The following is a 16,652-nucleotide window of genomic DNA, read 5'->3' as shown; positions in this document are numbered from 1 at the left end:
AACCCAAACCTATTTTACATGAAGCCTAACCAATTGATTTTCTGTGTGGCAATGGTTGCACTACTTTTTTATTCTCCCCATAAAACTAGGGCCGAACAACAGGAAAATGAAAGTAATTCATACAAACCTAGAATAATCAATACCACCGACCTAGGAGCTGATCCAGATGACGAGCAATCTTTAGTTCGTCAGCTGGTCGCTTCAAATGAATTTGACATTGAAGGACTAATTGTAGCTACAGGATGCTGGAAAAAAACGCAGGACAATACAGCTATGTTAGATGTGATTTTGGATGCTTATGAAGAAACTTATCCAAACCTTTCTATTCATGCTGCTGGTTTCCCAACACCTGAATACCTTAAATCCATTGCTGTAATGGGGCAAGATGGCTATGGTATGAGCGACGTGGGTGCAGGCAAAGACAGCCCAGGATCTGAACTCATCATAGTAGCAGCAGACAAGGATGATCCTAGACCTCTCTGGCTGATGGGATGGGGCGGAATGAATACCATTGCTCAAGCGATTTGGAAAGTAAGTGAAACCCGTAGCCCAGCAGAATTGAAGAAGTTTTTGTCAAAGCTCAGATTGTATGATGTCTTAGGGCAAGACGATGCCGGTGCTTGGATTGCCAAAAACTTCCCGGATGTATTCTATATCCGAGCAACGGGTGTCTATGGCTGGCAGCCTCCGAAAAATGGTGATTATCAACGCAATGACATCCAAAGTCACGGCCCTTTAGGTAGTGTCTATCCAGATACACAATGGGCAATGGAAGGAGACACGCCTGCATTCATGCATGTCTACCCCAATGGACTCAATGACCCTGAGCAGATTGATCAAGGTGGCTGGGGAGGTCGTTTCAGTTTCACGAAAAAAGCTGGGATACGAAGTATGTCAGAGGTTCCTAAAATTCAGGAAGACGGAGAAACACAATATGACCCTTACTTGATGTATGGAAATACAGATGAAAAAGCCGAAGCCATCAAAAAATGGAACAAAGGATATAACAATGATTTTGCGGCTCGGATGGACTGGAGCATCAGTAGTAACTATGCAGACGCTAACCACCATCCCACAGCCATACTCAATGGAGATAAATCCCGAAAGGTGCTGAGCATGTCAGCTTCTTCAGGAGAAAAAATCACATTGAGTGCTGAAGGCTCGCGAGATCCTGACGGTGATACTTTGAGCTACAAATGGTCATTCTATGCTGAGCCAAGTACGTATAAAGAGTCAGTGGAAATTCAGAATAGCACTTCTTCCAAAGCTACTGTCCAGATTCCCGCGAATGCCTCCGGAAGATCTATTCATGTAATCTTGGAAGTCTATGACGATGGAGAGCCTAATTTATACGCCTACAGAAGGATGATTATCGAGGTGGCAGGTTCGCCTACTACTGAAAACCTAGAACCAGATACAGGTAGTCCTTATTTTCCATTCCCACATACGGTGTTGGTGACTAAAGTTCGCCATTTCGACAACATGTGTTGGAAAATCGCCGCTGCAGGTGGCACTTGGTATTTTGAGAATGGCGAGACCGAAGGCAAAACAGGTTTTAGTAGTGCTTTTGATCAGGCAGGAAACGACTGGATAGGCAATGATGCCGATCGAGGATACAACAAGTCCTCCAATGCAGGTGGTAAACACGAATACCGAGGCTGGCCAAATTTCGGCGAGGGAAACTTTAATCATCCACAGCGTAAAAGCAACTCCACCTCATGGTGGGTGGATGAAAGTGGAAAGAAAATAGCTTTTGAGGACAGCCTTTCTGGTGATCACCTGATCATGAGAAGCTCCAATCCTTCCTATGAACTGGAGTATCATTTTTTCCCATCTCATGCAGCAATCAAAATCATCAGAGCTGATGATAAGTATGCATTTCTATTTGAAGGGCCAGTTGGGGGAGAGCAAGAAGCCTCTGTGGAGAAAGACTATTACGTATTAAAAGATGGCGTACACCGAGAAATCAAATCAGGAGGTCTAGGCTACTTAGAACCTGAATTTGGAAATAAATTCCCCTCTCCATTTTTCTACTTAGCAGACAGCGACTCTAAGGACAAGCAAGTATTCTATGCCGGAGTTCGCGACGTAGGACCAATTACGGCAGGTGATGAAGGATGGAGACAGGGAGAAAACATGGTGATTTTCAGTTTTGGAAGAGATGAAGACAAGCGTGCATACTCAGGCACAGAAGCTATATGTGTTTTTGGTTTTACTGAAAAAACAGAACACAAGGAAATCAGCAGTTTTATCGAGTCAAAAATTAAATCTCCTTTCAATTAAAGATCATAAATCCATCTTGGAAATAGATCAAACATGAATGAATACAAATTTTAACCATCCCAATAACCTTTAATATTAACAACAAACCCAACAAACCTATGAAATCAACCCAGACTATGAAGGCTAACTTCTTTGTTATCCTTCTCACATCATTGATCGTGATTGCCCCGCTCAAGCACTCACAGGCAGAAATTCAACAGAAAGATAAATTAATTCTGGCTGATTGGTTACGAGACTACATTCCTTCTCAATACCCTGGAGTAGAAATAATAGACAACAAAGATTGGTACCAGGCAGTGATCCCAGCAGTAGATGTTACTATTAGTTGGGCGTTTTTGCCGCAGGAACAATTGAAGCTGAAAGGAGTGACAGGCCACTACGAAGGTAAAGCGCTTTACGTTTCAGAGTCAATCAATGACAATTGGACTACAATCCCGACCATGGAATTGACAGAAGGCGCAGGCTATTTCATCCCAGGCTATACTGAAGCTAGCATGGGGGATCTCGAAGTGGCCAAGCTTTCAGTTCTGCAGTTTAGAGGTACAGGTGCCAGAAAATTTGTGGAAAGGATGCAGAAAGATTGGTTGTTTGAAAATACTCCAGAGTACGAATCATCCATGACTAGGTGGTTAAAAGACTACACAAAATCAGAATTTCCTCAAAATGATTTCCTGCAGCACCATGGTTGGTATCATGTAGAAATACCAGAATATGACATTAAATTAAGTTGGGGACAAATGCTTCAGGATCACATGGATCTAGGTGTTAGTGAGGGACTTAATGAGAACCAGACCATATTTATAGCCAAAGAGGATAAAACTGATTGGGTAAAGAATACTTCCATTCAATATTACGAGGGCGTTGGTTACTATGTTCCTAATTACAAGTCTGCGAGCATGGGCAAATTTGATGTAGGACGTCTGGCAGTTATCCATTTTAACGGAGCGAACACGCGTCCATTTGTAGAAAAAATGCAAGAAGTGTACTCAAAAACGCCTGACAAATCAGAGTTGAACTTCGCTCTTTGGCTAGTGGACTATGTGAAGGCAAAACACCCAAACAATCCTATCACCTATCATGGAGCTTGGTATCAAAGCGTATTTCCTAATGATGAACTGACGGTAACCTGGGGCTCTATGTCCAATTCTCAAATGGAGTTGAAAGAACTTCACGGACTTTTTAAAGGCAAATCTATATTCATAGAACAACCTAAAAGCCAAGGCTGGGAGTCCATTCCCAATGTTAACTTTATTAGCGGAGTGGGATATAGTATACCCAGCTATGATGAAGCCACGATGGGACACTTTGAGGTGGGCCTAGTAGCGGTTATTCAATACAGTGGTGGAAAATCTGATGATTTCACTAAAAAGATGGCAGAGGCTTGGCGGGCAAAAAAGGTCGCAGATATACCAAATCTACCATTCAGACAGTGGCTCTATGAATATATCCCTACTCAATATGCCAGTGCTAAAATGATTGATCATAAGTACTGGTTACAAGGCCATATAGGTGGAGGTCTAGTGGCAAGCTGGGCACTTTTTGATCAGGAAAATGTAACCCTCAAGGACATTGAAGATCACAATTTGACAGAAGGGAAAACCATTTTTATAGAGAAAAGAGGTAAAAATGAATGGGCGAAAAACCCTGAGGTAACCTACTACGACAATGCAGGCTATTTAATCTCAGGATATAACTCGGCTACGATGAGCAGCTGGAATGTCCAAGATTGCAATATAATTCAGTTTGACGGTGAGCCTGGGAAATTCACCGCACAAATGGCCAAAGCCTGGGGAAAAACCCACTGACCCTGTTCAAAACAACAGGTTTTGCATAGGGTAATTTTACCGCAAAAATGATAGGTATAGAAGAGATATTATTATCCGCAATAATTCCAGCATCCATTAATTCTTTGTTCACCTGACCGGAAGACCGAAAACAGGTGACCGAAGTAGCCTAAAATCTAGAGTTTAGCTTATCTTAATATTATTTAATCTCTTTATGCTGAAATAGCACATATACATAAGACAGACATCAAAATTAAAAATACACAGTCCAAAAATATCCTAGTTCAACACAACGATCATTAACATCAACTTAAAAAAAATAAATAGTGACTGGATGAATAACATAAAACAAAACCGATCAGTCCACCGAGCACTATTTACATTTAAACATAAATAAATTTAAAACAATCAAATCAAACCAAGAACACCATAATAATTAGTTGTTAGGTAATAGAATAAGTAAAAAAAAGGAAGACATGAATCATTTTATATGTCTATTTAATAATAATATAGCACTAGAAAAAGTGATTTAATTATGCACTTATCAGCAGCCAACAGATGCCTCATTGTCCATTTAAATATCATCATGAAACGCTAGCGGAAGTCGATCGATTTCCACACATAGTAGAATTTGGATTGAGAAATAATAATTCTGTCACCTTAGATTCCTTTGAGGTGAGAAAGGCTAACTATTTACAACTCTATTATATAGTAGACGGAAAATTTGATTGGATTATTAATGGCAAAAATGAGACACTATACCCAGGTGATTCTGCACTAATTTTACCAGGTCAAGAAATAGGCGGAGCACATGGGTATTTTGGCATTGGCACACTTTATTGGATCTACCTTAAGGTAGAAAAAATTGATTCGGAGGGGTGTTTGGTTCTAGGAAAATGGAGCAGAATAAAAAAAAGTGAATGGCAAATTATTGGTAAAATTCTCGAATCAAATCAAAAACCTGTGATGCGAGCAGGTGAATTTTCCTCTATGTTTCAGGTAATGCAGTCAGAGATTGAAAACAGTGAAATAGGTAGTTTTACACGGGTGAATTACATCTTAGATTCTGTCCTAATCCTACTCTGCAGACAGGTCACTAGACAGGCAGTATCTAGACGTGATTTCCCAAAATCCTTCACCAACTTAGAAGAAAGTTTGAGAAAAGATCTTTCTCATAAATGGACCGTTGAGGAGATGGCGGCTTTGATGGGATTAGGCACGACTACCTTTACAGAAAAGGTTAAAAATTACACCGGATTCCCTCCTTTAAACTATTTAATCAATATTCGAATTTCAGAAGCCATTCGCTTGTTGAAACTGAAGGATATAAACATTACAGATATAGCATTGGAGACGGGCTTTTATTCTTCTCAGCATTTTTCTACCACATTTAAGAAGCTTACGGGCCATACACCCAAAGAATACCGGAAGAGATATACATCCAACTAACCACACTATCCCACGACTATGGAATGTATTATTACGATAGAAATCGGAACAAACGCAGTTCGGATCCTGGCAATAGATCTGAAAGGCAATGTCATTGCTAAATCTAAGGGCTCTTACCCTACTTTTCACCGGGAGCCAGACTATAGCGAGCAGGACCCTGACCAGATGTTCATCACCATGCTATATGTGTTGAAAAACCTCCTAAGCGAGCAGATTCACCCTAAAAATCATACCGTGATTTCTATCTGTTTCAGCGCCTCCATGCATAGTGTATTGCCGGTAGATAGACATGGAGTTCCAATAGGATATGCAATTACCTGGGCTGACAATAGAGGTAAAAACGAGGCGCTTGAGTTAAAAAATTCCGGAATAGGACAGAAAATATACGAAGCCACAGGAACTCCTATTCATCCTATGTCACCTATGATAAAAATAGCCTGGATGAAGCGATACGACTCCAAGCGATTCGAAAAAACCGACAAATTCATCACCATCAAAAGCTACATAATTCAGCAACTTACTCAAGACTATCTGCTTGATTATAGCTTAGCATCTGCAACTGGCTTATTGAACATCCACACGCGAAAATGGGAAAATAACGCGCTGGATTTTGCTGGGATAAAGGCAAAACAGTTACCAGATTTGGTCCCTGTTTTTCATCCACTCAACAGACTACGAAGTGAATATCAAAAATCACTGGGGTTGCCCAAAGGAGTTAAAATCATCATTGGTTCGAGCGATGGGTGCCTCGCAACTTTGGGAGGTGGAATATGGGAAGAAGAGAAAGCAACCATTACAATTGAAGATAGCGGTGCAGTGCGAGTTGTCGGAAAAAAGCCTTTAAATGATCCTCAACAACGAATTTTTAGCTACTTGCTGACTGGCAAATACTACGTTTCGGGTGGACCTACTAATAATGGAGGTATTGCTTTCGAATGGTTCACCAAACATTTTGGAGATTTCAAAGAAGCCTATGATATAGAATATGCCATGAAAGGACTGATCACGGAAGCATCCAGAATAAAGCCTGGTTCCGATGGGTTGCTTTTCCTTCCCTATCTTCTAGGTGAGCGAGCTCCGATTTGGAATGCAAACGCTAGGGGCTCCTACTTCGGAATTAACATCAAGCATGAGCGTCAGCACTTTATTCGAGCTACTCTCGAAGGAATTTTGTATGAGATTTACAGTATTGGAAAAACCCTAGAAGACCATAAAAACTTCAATTCCCTGACTACAAATGGCAGCTTTGCCTCTATTCCATTTTGTACACAAATACTGGCAGATCTTTTCAACAAGCCTGTAAGTGTAGGCAAAAATCCAGATAGCATTGCCCAAGGCGCATTTTTACTTAGCGCTACAGACCTAGGAATTTTCAGCGACTTGGAAGACGCCGCCAAGTCAGTAGTAATGTCCACTACTTTTGAACCAAACTACCAAAACAATACGGCTTACATGAAATATTTTTCAATTTTTGAGCGCTTAAGTTCCAAATTACATGAGGAGTTCGCAGATATCGCAAGATTACAAAGTGAACTTTAGCCAACATATTATTCCAACGCACTATATAATTTACTGTAAACAAAAAACTATGTTTTGAATTCATAATTTCAATCAACTGTATTACCTAGTTTTTACCCCCCCCCAAGGCATCTATAATGTTTATTTAAATAGCTTCATTCACCTATTGTGGATGAAGCTATTTTTTTGTTCAAAATCCTACGGAGGTTATTTTTGGAAGTATCGATAAATAGTAATTTTTAACTTGTTATCAATAAGAATAACTCAACCTATTAAACCTAGTTACAGAAGTTATTTTATTAAATACAATAAAATATACTTCTGTAACTACTTGGTCAATGGAAGAAGTTAATTATCACTAACCAAAACCCATAATAATGAAAAAAAATTACCTGATATTCGGTATAGCGATATTTTTGCATACCGGAGGTATAACTCATGCACATGAGATGTATACCTCACTCGGAACACCTACAGGAACTGCCTTAAATAGCATTGAATTATACTCAGAAACTCCCACTTCTATAATAGTCACGGGTATTGTATTTGATGAAACAGGCATGCCTCTTCCTGGAGTTTCAGTTATTGTAAAAGGTTCGTCTACAGGAACGGTAACTAATGCAGATGGAAAATATTCTGTAGAGGTTGAAGATGAAAACAGTATACTTACTTTCTCATTTATAGGCTATTCTACTACAGAAGTCATCGTCGGGAACAGAGCTGAAATCAATGTAAATCTAGAAGTAGATGAAAAATCGTTGGAAGAGGTTGTAGTTACAGCTCTTGGTATCAAAAAGGAATCCAAGAAATTAGGCTATTCTGCGACCTCTGTTAACACAGATGAATTGGTTAAAAACAGAACTACCAACGTGATGGAATCACTGGAAGGCAAGGTAGCAGGACTAAATATCACTCCTCCTGCAGCAGGTGCAGGGTCTAGTACACAAATCAGACTTCGAGGACAATCTGCCTTTGCAGGAGCTAATAATGCTCCCCTCATCGTAATCAATGGCCTACCTATGGATCAAGGTGCGCGTGGAGTAAATGGAAATGGGCAACAGCGCGACAGAGGTGATAATCTACAGAATATCAACCCGGACGATATTGAGAGCATGACTGTACTCAAAGGAGCTACAGCAGCAGCAATCTATGGAGCTAGAGCTGCAAATGGCGCCATTATTATTACAACCAAATCAGGGGAGAAAGGTCAAGGAATCGGCGTAGACTTCACCACTAGCTATACTTCTTCTACTCCACTAAATTTTCTGGATGAATTAATCCAAACTGAGTATGGAATTGGTACTGGAGGTGTGAGACCTAAAACGCAAGGCGAAGCCCAATCTTACGGGCAATTTGGATTCGGAGAAAGGCTAGACGGGGCACCAACGATCAATTTTGATGGACAAATGAGACCTTATTCTGCCAATCCATACCAGTTATATGATTTTTTACAAACTGGATCAAACTGGACAAACACCATTGGGATCTCTGGTGGTACGAGTAAAGGGAGTTTCCGTGTTTCATTTTCAAATGTGGATGCGACCGGCATACAGCCAATGAATGAATACGTCAAGCGTATATTTAATGTGGGGATTAATCATAGTTTATCCGATAAACTATCATTTCAATTAAATATAAACTATGCGAATGAGCATAACCTTAACCCGCCTCAAATAGGTACGCAGGGAGATGGGGCGATTAACTTTTTTAACCGTATGGGAATTTCCACTCCTTATGAAGCATACAGAGAAAGTGCTGTAAATCCTGAAACTGGCGCGGAGTTTCGTACAAATGGGTTTTTAGGCACTATAAACAACCCTTTCTACCCATTGCAAGGGAAGCAATATTTCGACGAGAAAAGAATTAGATTACTCGGCACAGCGACATTGAGGTATCAAATCACCGATTGGCTATATGCTCAAGGCAGGTTGAATTACGATGATGGCAATGCTTTCGCGGAATGGAACAGATTAAATGGCACCGGTTCCACTACTTTATTCCAAGGTGATGGCACTTATCGTGGATCATATAATCTTTCCCAAACTACTACTTCTGATATCAATGCTGACTTTTTGGTAGGAGGAAATAAGCAATGGGAAAAGTTTTCGGTGGACGTTAGTTTTGGTGGCAATACCTGGCGTACAAAATATCAGAACATGAGTCAGGATGCGAGTAATTTTGTAGTAGCTGATCTATATTCGATTGCAAACGGGACGATAAAAAATCAGAGCTATGGTTTCTCCGAGAGTCGTGTAAACTCACTTTATGGCTTAGCTGAATTTGGTTATAACGGCATCCTTTACCTGAATTTCACAGGTAGAAACGACTGGTTTTCTGTCCTCAACCCCCAAAACAATTCCAAGTTCTACCCATCCATTTCAGGTAGTTTTATTTTCTCCGAACTCATGCCAAGTGCCAATTGGCTTTCCTATGCCAAATTGAGAGGATCATGGGCAGAAGTAGGAAGTGCTAATGGAGTAGGAACCTATGAGGGTTTGCTAACCTATAGTATAAATCAAAACCAATTTAATGGGCAGACACTAGCTGGAGTAAACGGAAGTTTCGCTCCGAATTCTAATCTGCAGCCATTTACTGTTACTGAAAAGGAAATCGGATTGGAAATGAGGCTGTTTAACAATCGCCTATTATTGGACATAGGAGCGTTTGAAAAAATAACGACCGACCAAATCTTGGATGTGCAACTTTCCAATGCCTCCGGCTATACGGATTCAAAACAAAACACAGCTTCTTTAAAAAATAGCGGATTAGAATTCTTGATTGAATATTCTCCTATAGAAACCTCCAATTTCAGATGGACGAGTTCTTGGAATAGCGCATACTTGACTACTGAAGTATTAGACGTGGGCAATGAGAGCGGAACTATGCTAGTAGTATCTTTTAACGACACAGGAAATGAGTTTCTAGGGCAATTAAGATACACAGAAGGCCTCCCAATGAACCAACTGTATACCAGAACCTATCTTAGGAATGCAAATGGTGACATTCTAGTAACCAATCAAGGCAGATTAAGATCCACTAATAGCACTACACCAGGTGGAGAAGACACGAATGGTTTTTTGCCAATCGGAAGCTCAATACCAAAGCATACAGGAGGGTGGACGAATACGTTTACCTATAAAAAATTGAGTCTAGGAGTACATATTGACTACAAACTCGGCGGTATGGTCATGTCATCGACACATCTAAACATGCTTAGACAAGGTCATTCTCAGCTTTCCTTACAAGGACGCAGAGAGGGTGAAAATGGATTGATTTTCCCTGGCGTATATGATAATGGAGAGCCTAATACCACTGTGGTTACCAATTTACAAAGCTTCTATGCTGATTACAGAAACCAGCAGATTGGAGATCCATTTATTTTTAAATCGGACTTCGTGAAACTTAGAAACGTTTCCATTTCCTATAACCTCACAGAGGCTGTTAGTAATGTGCCATTCATGAAGTTTGTAAAAGGTCTTTCTGTCTCTGCGGCTGCAAGGAATTTAGCTATCCTTTATAAAGACTTCCCAGGATTAGACCCTGAGGCAGTGCAGTCATCCGGTGACTTTAGAGCAGGTTATGAAAACTCCTCATTGCCTACCACCAGAAATTTCAATTTGAGCTTAAATGTTAAATTCTAATATTATGAAATCGATAAGATACTATATCCTCGCTATTTCTGCCATTATTTCCCTTAGTGGATGCGATAAGGATTTTATAGATATAAATACAAATCCGTACGCAGTAACGGACATTGATCCGGCCTTGCTCTTCGCAGGGGCTCAACGAACTCCCTTGGGAGGTTATGCAGCTGAACACACGATTGTACAACAATTCGTCAATCCATATAATCAAGGAGCAACATTAGGCTTCAACTTTAATGAAGATATTGACGGGTTAAGTAATGGTAAATGGAATTTGTCCTATCCTGGACCTATCAAAAACATGAACCAAGCGATTGCTCTTTTAGGGAAGGACACCGATCGCACCAACCTGCTAAATATGATTAGAATTTGGAAAGCTCAAGCATTTATGGGACTGGTGGATTCCTATGGAGATGTACCCTATTTCGAAGCAGGAAATGCAGTAATAGACGGGGTATTTTTCCCTGCATACGATGACGATGAAGCCATATACATTGATCTTCAGAAAGAACTGTCAGAAGCCATTGCAGGATTGAATTCCGGAGCTGACTATGTACCCGAAGATCTTTTCTTTGGCAATAATAGTGAAAGCCCCGCGGGTAGTGCGCCTGCGCAAGTAGAGCAATGGAAAAAGCTAGGAAACTCTCTTCTCTTAAGGCTAGGAATGCGATATAGCAAGATTGACCCCTCAAAAGCTCAATCGATCGTCTCCCAAGCTTTCAATGCGGGTGTGATGACTTCAAATGAAGACAACGCCTATGTCAAGTACGATGGAACCTTATATGCACAGGGCGACAATAATAACTTGCGAAATTTTTCCTATTTCAACTATGCTGCTGAGCCTTTCGTTAATCAACTCAAATCAACTAATGATCCTCGTGCTCCATATATCATAGCTACTTTTGAGGACCCCGCCGCAGTAGCCAACGATCTAAATCCTGATACAGATTTAGAAAATCAATTTGGCGTGCCTATAGGAGTCATTAGTACAGTTCTAGCTGATCCGAATGGTGATTACAGAGGATCGAGAGGTGGTGGTCTTAACTATTCACAAATGAATATCTATTCGGTTGCAGCCCCTGATGCTCCTGACTTTTGGGTGACTTATGCGCAAACTTCTTTGCTACTCGCAGAAGCAGCCCACAGAGGATGGGTAACTGGTTCTGCCCAGACGTATTATGAAAATGGAATTAGAGCAGATTTGAAGAATTATGATCGTTATCCACAAACAGATCCAATTACTGCTGAGCAAATTACGGCATATTTGGAGCATCCTGATGTCGCCTTCAATTCGACTAATGCCTTGGAACTGATAAACACTCAATATTGGGTGGTAAATATCAGAAATGGTACAGAAGCTTTTGCGAATTTTAGAAGGAGTGGCTTTCCAAGCTTAAGTCCAAACCTAGCCAACAATAATTTGAATGGTGGCTTTGTACGAAGATTTTCCTATCCTGACGAAGAAGGCTCCACCAATACCAAGAATTATACCGCTGCTGCAACAGCAATCGGAGGGGATAATTTACTATCCAGAGTATTTTGGGATGCCCAGTAAAAATAGGCGCATCAATAAAGTAAAAAGATTTAAATCTAGCTGGGGATCCGGCTAGATTTTTTTCTTTTAGCTCTTCTTATCATTTCTGTAAATCTGAGTGACAGGAAGTTCTTTAAAACAAAAGAAACAGAACTTCTTTGAAAGCATTATGGGATGAAAGCTCCAAATTCAATAAAAAGGGTGGGGGCAAATTTGTATCAACCAGACCCTTGGGAAATAGATTTAAATCCACAACCCGCATCAAAAATCTTTTAAAACAAAAAAGCCGATCATTTCTGACCGGCTTCGTAGTAGCGGGGATTGGACTCGAACCAATGACCTTCGGGTTATGAGCCCGACGAGCTACCAACTGCTCCACCCCGCGATATATTTTTAAAGCTTAATGCTTCTTTATTCTTATCTAAATCTGCCCTTGTGGCTAATTGTGATACAAAAGTAGGTGTTTATTTTTGTAATGCAAACTAGAGATAAGAAAAATATTATTACTCCGCTATCAAATTTCAACATGTGAGTCCTAATTCAATTGGAATAATTTTCTAGAAAATATGAGCAGACATTTGTCAGTCAATCGATTACATCAATGATTAGATGGCAGACCTTTAAGACGTTCTTGAAGCCAAATTTTATTTCGCCAAAACTCCAAAAACGTCTGGAGTCTCTAAAAATCAAGTACCTTTGTAAAAAATTTCTACAATGGATTTACCAAAACATCAGGCAGGCTTCGTCAACATCATAGGAAAACCAAATGTGGGCAAGTCTACATTGATGAATATCTTGGTAGGTGAGCGGCTTTCTATCATTACATCCAAGGCTCAGACTACTAGGCACAGGATTATTGGATTGACGAATGCTGATAATTACCAGATTGTATTTTCGGATACTCCTGGAATGCTCAAGCCACAATACGAGCTGCAGAAGAACATGATGAGCTTCGTAAATATCTCGCTTGAAGATGCTGACATCATTCTTTTTGTCACAGATCTTTATGAGACAGATGCGGATATTGAGCATGTGATAGAGAAAATCAACGAGTCTGGCGTGCCTGTTTTACTAGTTATCAATAAGATTGACTTAGCAAAACCAGGTCAGCTGGAAGAAATTACTGCTTATTGGACTTCAAGAATCAAGTCTGAGCTAGTCATTCCAATTTCTGCCGGAGAAAAATTCAATACGGATAAAATCATGCAGGAAATTCTCGACAGACTTCCTGAGCATCCGGCATTTTATGATAAAGCGGAACTTTCAGATCGATCTGAGCGGTTCTTTGCCTCTGAGATTATCCGCGAAAAAATATTTGAGAATTACAAAAAAGAAATCCCATACAGCTCTGAAGTCTCAATAGAAGACTTTAAAGTGAAAAAAAACATCATTAGTGTCCGTGCTATTATTTATGTAGAGCGAGATAGCCAAAAAGGAATAATCATTGGAGACAAAGGTGCTGCAATAAAGAAAGTAGGGATACAAGCCCGTGAAGAATTGGAAAAGTTCTTCGGCAAGAAAGTCTTCCTTGAAACCTTTGTGAAGGTGGAGCAAGACTGGAGAAAAAATAAATTGAAACTGAAAAAATTTGGGTACGACCCAACCTGATCATGGCAAATATAGTAGCGATTGTAGGCAGACCTAACGTGGGCAAATCCACTCTTTTCAACCGTCTGGTAGAAGAACGAAAGGCGATTGAGGATAACATGAGTGGCGTGACGCGTGATCGTCACTACGGACATGCGCAATGGGCTGGTAAATTCTTTTCAGTAATTGATACTGGAGGATATGTTACTGGCTCAGATGATATGTATGAGGCAGAGATCCGTAAGCAGGTAAAGCTTGCTATCGAAGAAGCTGATGTGATTTTATTTATTGTTGATTGTCATACGGGACTTACAGACCTGGACAGTGAGTTCGCAAAAGAACTTCGATCCAGTAAGAAGCCGATCTATGTTGTTGCAAACAAAGCTGACAATCAAGAAAAAAGCTTCGCTGCACATGAATTTTATGCATTAGGAGTGAGTGACTTTGAGGTCTACCCTGTTGCCTCTGCAAGTGGAAGTGGTACTGGAGAGCTTTTGGACGCCGTAATCACCCACTTTGAAGACGAAGGAATCGAAGATCCTGATGCTGATACTCCAAAGATTTCGATTCTTGGAAGACCGAACGCAGGAAAATCTTCCTTCTTGAATGCCTTGATAGGCAAAGACCGTTCTATAGTAACGGATGAAGCAGGAACCACAAGAGATTCTATCCACACGCGCTATCAACTATATGGGCAAGACTTCATCATTACAGATACTGCTGGAATCAGAAAAAAGTCCAAGGTCACTGAGGATGTAGAATTCTATTCGGTCATGCGTTCATTAAGGACTTTGGAAGAATCCGACGTAGTAATGGTAATGGTGGATGCTACCAGAGGAATGGAAGCACAGGATATGAATCTGATTTCTCTTGCAATTAAAAATAATAAGGGCGTAATGATCATGGTTAATAAGTGGGACTTGATCGAAAAAGATCATAAAACCATGGGTAAGATCAAGGACGATATGTTGGAGAAATTGGGTGAAAACAAGTGGATCCCGATCATCTTTACTTCTGTGCTTGAAAAACAACGAATTTTCCAGGCAATTGAGCTGGCAGTGAAAGTCTACGAAAACAAAACTCGTCGTATTGCCACCTCTAAATTGAATGATGTAATGCTTGCTGAAATCGAAAGATACCCGCCACCAGCATGGAAAGGGAAATACATCAAAATCAAATATTCCACACAGCTTCCTACAAAAAACCCCGTGTTTGCATTCTTTTGTAACCTACCTCAATACATCAAATCCCCATACACAAGGTACCTTGAAAATAGGCTTCGGGAAAACTTTGATTTCGAGGGAGTTCCGGTAAAAATTATTTACAAAAACAAATAAAAATATATTTGCATCCCTATTGTTTTATTGATCAAAACTGTAATACATTTGCAGAGTAATTAAGAAAACCACAAAAAATGAAAAAAGTATTTGCAATTTTCGCAATCGCTAGCATGTTCGCTGTAGCTTCATGCGGTAACAAAGAAGTTAAAGAAGAAACTGTTGAGACTATCGAGGTAGTTGAAGAGCCAGTTGTAGAGGAAGAAATCATTATCGAAGCTGATACTACTGTTGTAGTAGAGACTGCTGAGGTTGTTGAGCCTGCTCAATAATTCTTCCCTTCCTAAATGTATTGAGCCCCGCATGTCGGGGCTCTTTTTTTTGTACTTTTCGAAATGAGCGGTTCAGATCAACTCAGACAAATCCTTTCTAAAAGAATCCCCTCCCCTGCTGTCAACTATGCCGTGGATCTTTGGGAAAAAGAACAGTTTTCATTTCAAACCACTGCTTCGCGAAAAACAAAGTTGGGAGATTTTAGATTTCGCTCTGACAGAACGATCCAAACGATCACTATCAACGCTGATCTCAACCCCTATCAGTTTCTCCTTACATACATTCATGAAGTTGCTCATCTTCACGCCTATGTACGATATGGCCGAACTATCGCACCCCATGGAATGGAATGGAAATCTACTTTTCAACGATTAATGTTCCCTATCCTCTCAACGGAGGTTTTTCCTATCGATCTACTCATTCCTTTGCGCAAGCACATCAAAAACCCTAAAGCAAGCTCATCAACTGATCTTTTTCTGATGAAAGAAATGAGTAAGTACGATGACAAAAGCGCTAATCTAGAAATCATATTTCTCTCTGATATCAAACCCGGAAATCGATTTTTCCTTTCTGGAAGAGAATTTGAAAAGGGAGAAACCCGAAGAACTCGTGTATTATGTGAGGAAGTGAGTTCTGGTAGAAAATATTTGATAGCCCAAATGGCTAAAGTGAAACCAAGCGCTTAATCCCGTTCCTCTCCTATTTGATTGTCTGGCTGTGAAAAATCCTTAGGCTGAGGCAATTCAGAAAGTGAATTTATGCCAAAGTATTCCATGAATTTCCGGGAGGTGCCATATAACATAGGCCTCCCAACGCCTTCTGACTTTCCCTTGATATCAACTAGTTCTTTTTCTAATAGCTTTTGAACTGAGTAGTCACTATTTACTCCCCGAATTTGTTCGATATCACCCTTGGTTACTGGTTGCTTATAAGCAATAATAGACAATGTCTCAAGCTGCGCAGTTGACAGTCGCTTCTGAGATTGCTGTCGAAGCAGGATGCTGATAGATGTTTGATAGGCGGGCTTTGTCAGAAATTGATATCCTCCGCCTGATTTCTCCAATTGAAATGAAAATTCCTCTGAAAGATATTTTTCGATCAAATCACCAATTGCCTGATCAATATGCTCCATTGGGATCTCAGCCTCGAACATTTCTGACAGGCATTTTTTTATCTCCTCCTTGGGTAAAGGATCTGGAGCACAAAAAATCAATGCTTCAATATGCCTATGGAGAAAATCCAA

11 protein-coding genes and 1 tRNA gene are annotated in these 16,652 nt (G+C 40.2%); 10 read left to right on the top strand and 2 right to left on the bottom strand.

Annotation, left to right across the window (positions count from 1 at the left end; all coding sequences use genetic code 11):
• The first annotated feature begins 18 nt into the window (after window positions 1-18).
• From LV83_RS21520 to LV83_RS09425, 6 genes are all read left to right on the top strand, one after another.
• A complete protein-coding gene (locus tag LV83_RS21520) occupies window positions 19-2,283 on the top strand; it encodes a DUF1593 domain-containing protein (RefSeq protein ID WP_211320474.1) in 2,265 nt (754 codons plus the stop codon).
• A gap of 98 nt (window positions 2,284-2,381) precedes the next feature.
• Window positions 2,382-4,088 carry a hypothetical protein gene (locus LV83_RS09445; RefSeq protein WP_111611310.1) on the top strand — a complete coding sequence of 569 codons (1,707 nt, stop codon included), beginning with the start codon at window positions 2,382-2,384 and terminating at the stop codon, window positions 4,086-4,088.
• A gap of 537 nt (window positions 4,089-4,625) precedes the next feature.
• The gene (locus tag LV83_RS09440) at window positions 4,626-5,516 is read left to right on the top strand and encodes an AraC family transcriptional regulator (protein WP_111611309.1); all 891 of its coding nucleotides are present in this window, start codon (window positions 4,626-4,628) and stop codon (window positions 5,514-5,516) included.
• 18 nt (window positions 5,517-5,534) lie between these two features.
• The gene (locus LV83_RS09435) at window positions 5,535-7,055 is read left to right on the top strand and encodes a gluconokinase (RefSeq protein ID WP_111611308.1); all 1,521 of its coding nucleotides are present in this window, start codon (window positions 5,535-5,537) and stop codon (window positions 7,053-7,055) included.
• A gap of 356 nt (window positions 7,056-7,411) precedes the next feature.
• Window positions 7,412-10,675, top strand: coding sequence for a SusC/RagA family TonB-linked outer membrane protein (locus LV83_RS09430; RefSeq protein WP_211320473.1), 3,264 nt, complete (start codon window positions 7,412-7,414; stop codon window positions 10,673-10,675).
• A gap of 4 nt (window positions 10,676-10,679) precedes the next feature.
• On the top strand, window positions 10,680-12,233 hold the full coding sequence (locus LV83_RS09425) for a SusD/RagB family nutrient-binding outer membrane lipoprotein (protein WP_111611614.1): 1,554 nt from the start codon (window positions 10,680-10,682) through the stop codon (window positions 12,231-12,233).
• Between the two features lie 291 nt (window positions 12,234-12,524).
• On the opposite strand, the gene LV83_RS09420 is transcribed toward LV83_RS09425, so the two are convergent.
• Window positions 12,525-12,597, bottom strand: a tRNA-Met gene (locus LV83_RS09420).
• 329 nt (window positions 12,598-12,926) lie between these two features.
• On the opposite strand from LV83_RS09420, the gene era reads away from it, so the two are divergent.
• The 4 genes from era to LV83_RS09400 all read left to right on the top strand — a co-directional run bounded on the left by era (window position 12,927) and on the right by LV83_RS09400 (window position 16,095).
• Window positions 12,927-13,820, top strand: coding sequence for a GTPase Era (gene era / locus LV83_RS09415; RefSeq protein ID WP_111611306.1), 894 nt, complete (start codon window positions 12,927-12,929; stop codon window positions 13,818-13,820).
• 2 nt (window positions 13,821-13,822) lie between these two features.
• Window positions 13,823-15,136, top strand: a complete 1,314-nt coding sequence (der, locus tag LV83_RS09410; protein ID WP_111611305.1) for a ribosome biogenesis GTPase Der — start codon at window positions 13,823-13,825, stop codon at window positions 15,134-15,136.
• A gap of 77 nt (window positions 15,137-15,213) precedes the next feature.
• A complete protein-coding gene (locus tag LV83_RS09405; protein WP_111611304.1) occupies window positions 15,214-15,408 on the top strand; it encodes a hypothetical protein in 195 nt (64 codons plus the stop codon).
• A gap of 63 nt (window positions 15,409-15,471) precedes the next feature.
• Window positions 15,472-16,095 (top strand): SprT-like domain-containing protein, encoded by a 624-nt coding sequence (locus LV83_RS09400; protein ID WP_111611303.1) that lies wholly within the window; start codon window positions 15,472-15,474, stop codon window positions 16,093-16,095.
• On the opposite strand, the gene scpB is transcribed toward LV83_RS09400, so the two are convergent.
• Window positions 16,092-16,652 carry an SMC-Scp complex subunit ScpB gene (scpB, locus tag LV83_RS09395; protein WP_111611302.1) on the bottom strand — a complete coding sequence of 187 codons (561 nt, stop codon included), beginning with the start codon at window positions 16,650-16,652 and terminating at the stop codon, window positions 16,092-16,094. The two genes, LV83_RS09400 and scpB, sit on opposite strands and share 4 nt — an antisense overlap.

The sequence above is a fragment of the Algoriphagus yeomjeoni genome (genome assembly GCF_003259505.1).
Taxonomy (GTDB): domain Bacteria; phylum Bacteroidota; class Bacteroidia; order Cytophagales; family Cyclobacteriaceae; genus Algoriphagus; species Algoriphagus yeomjeoni.
The sequence above is the reverse complement of the archived record's forward strand: the minus strand, read 5'-3'. Positions and strand labels throughout refer to the sequence as shown.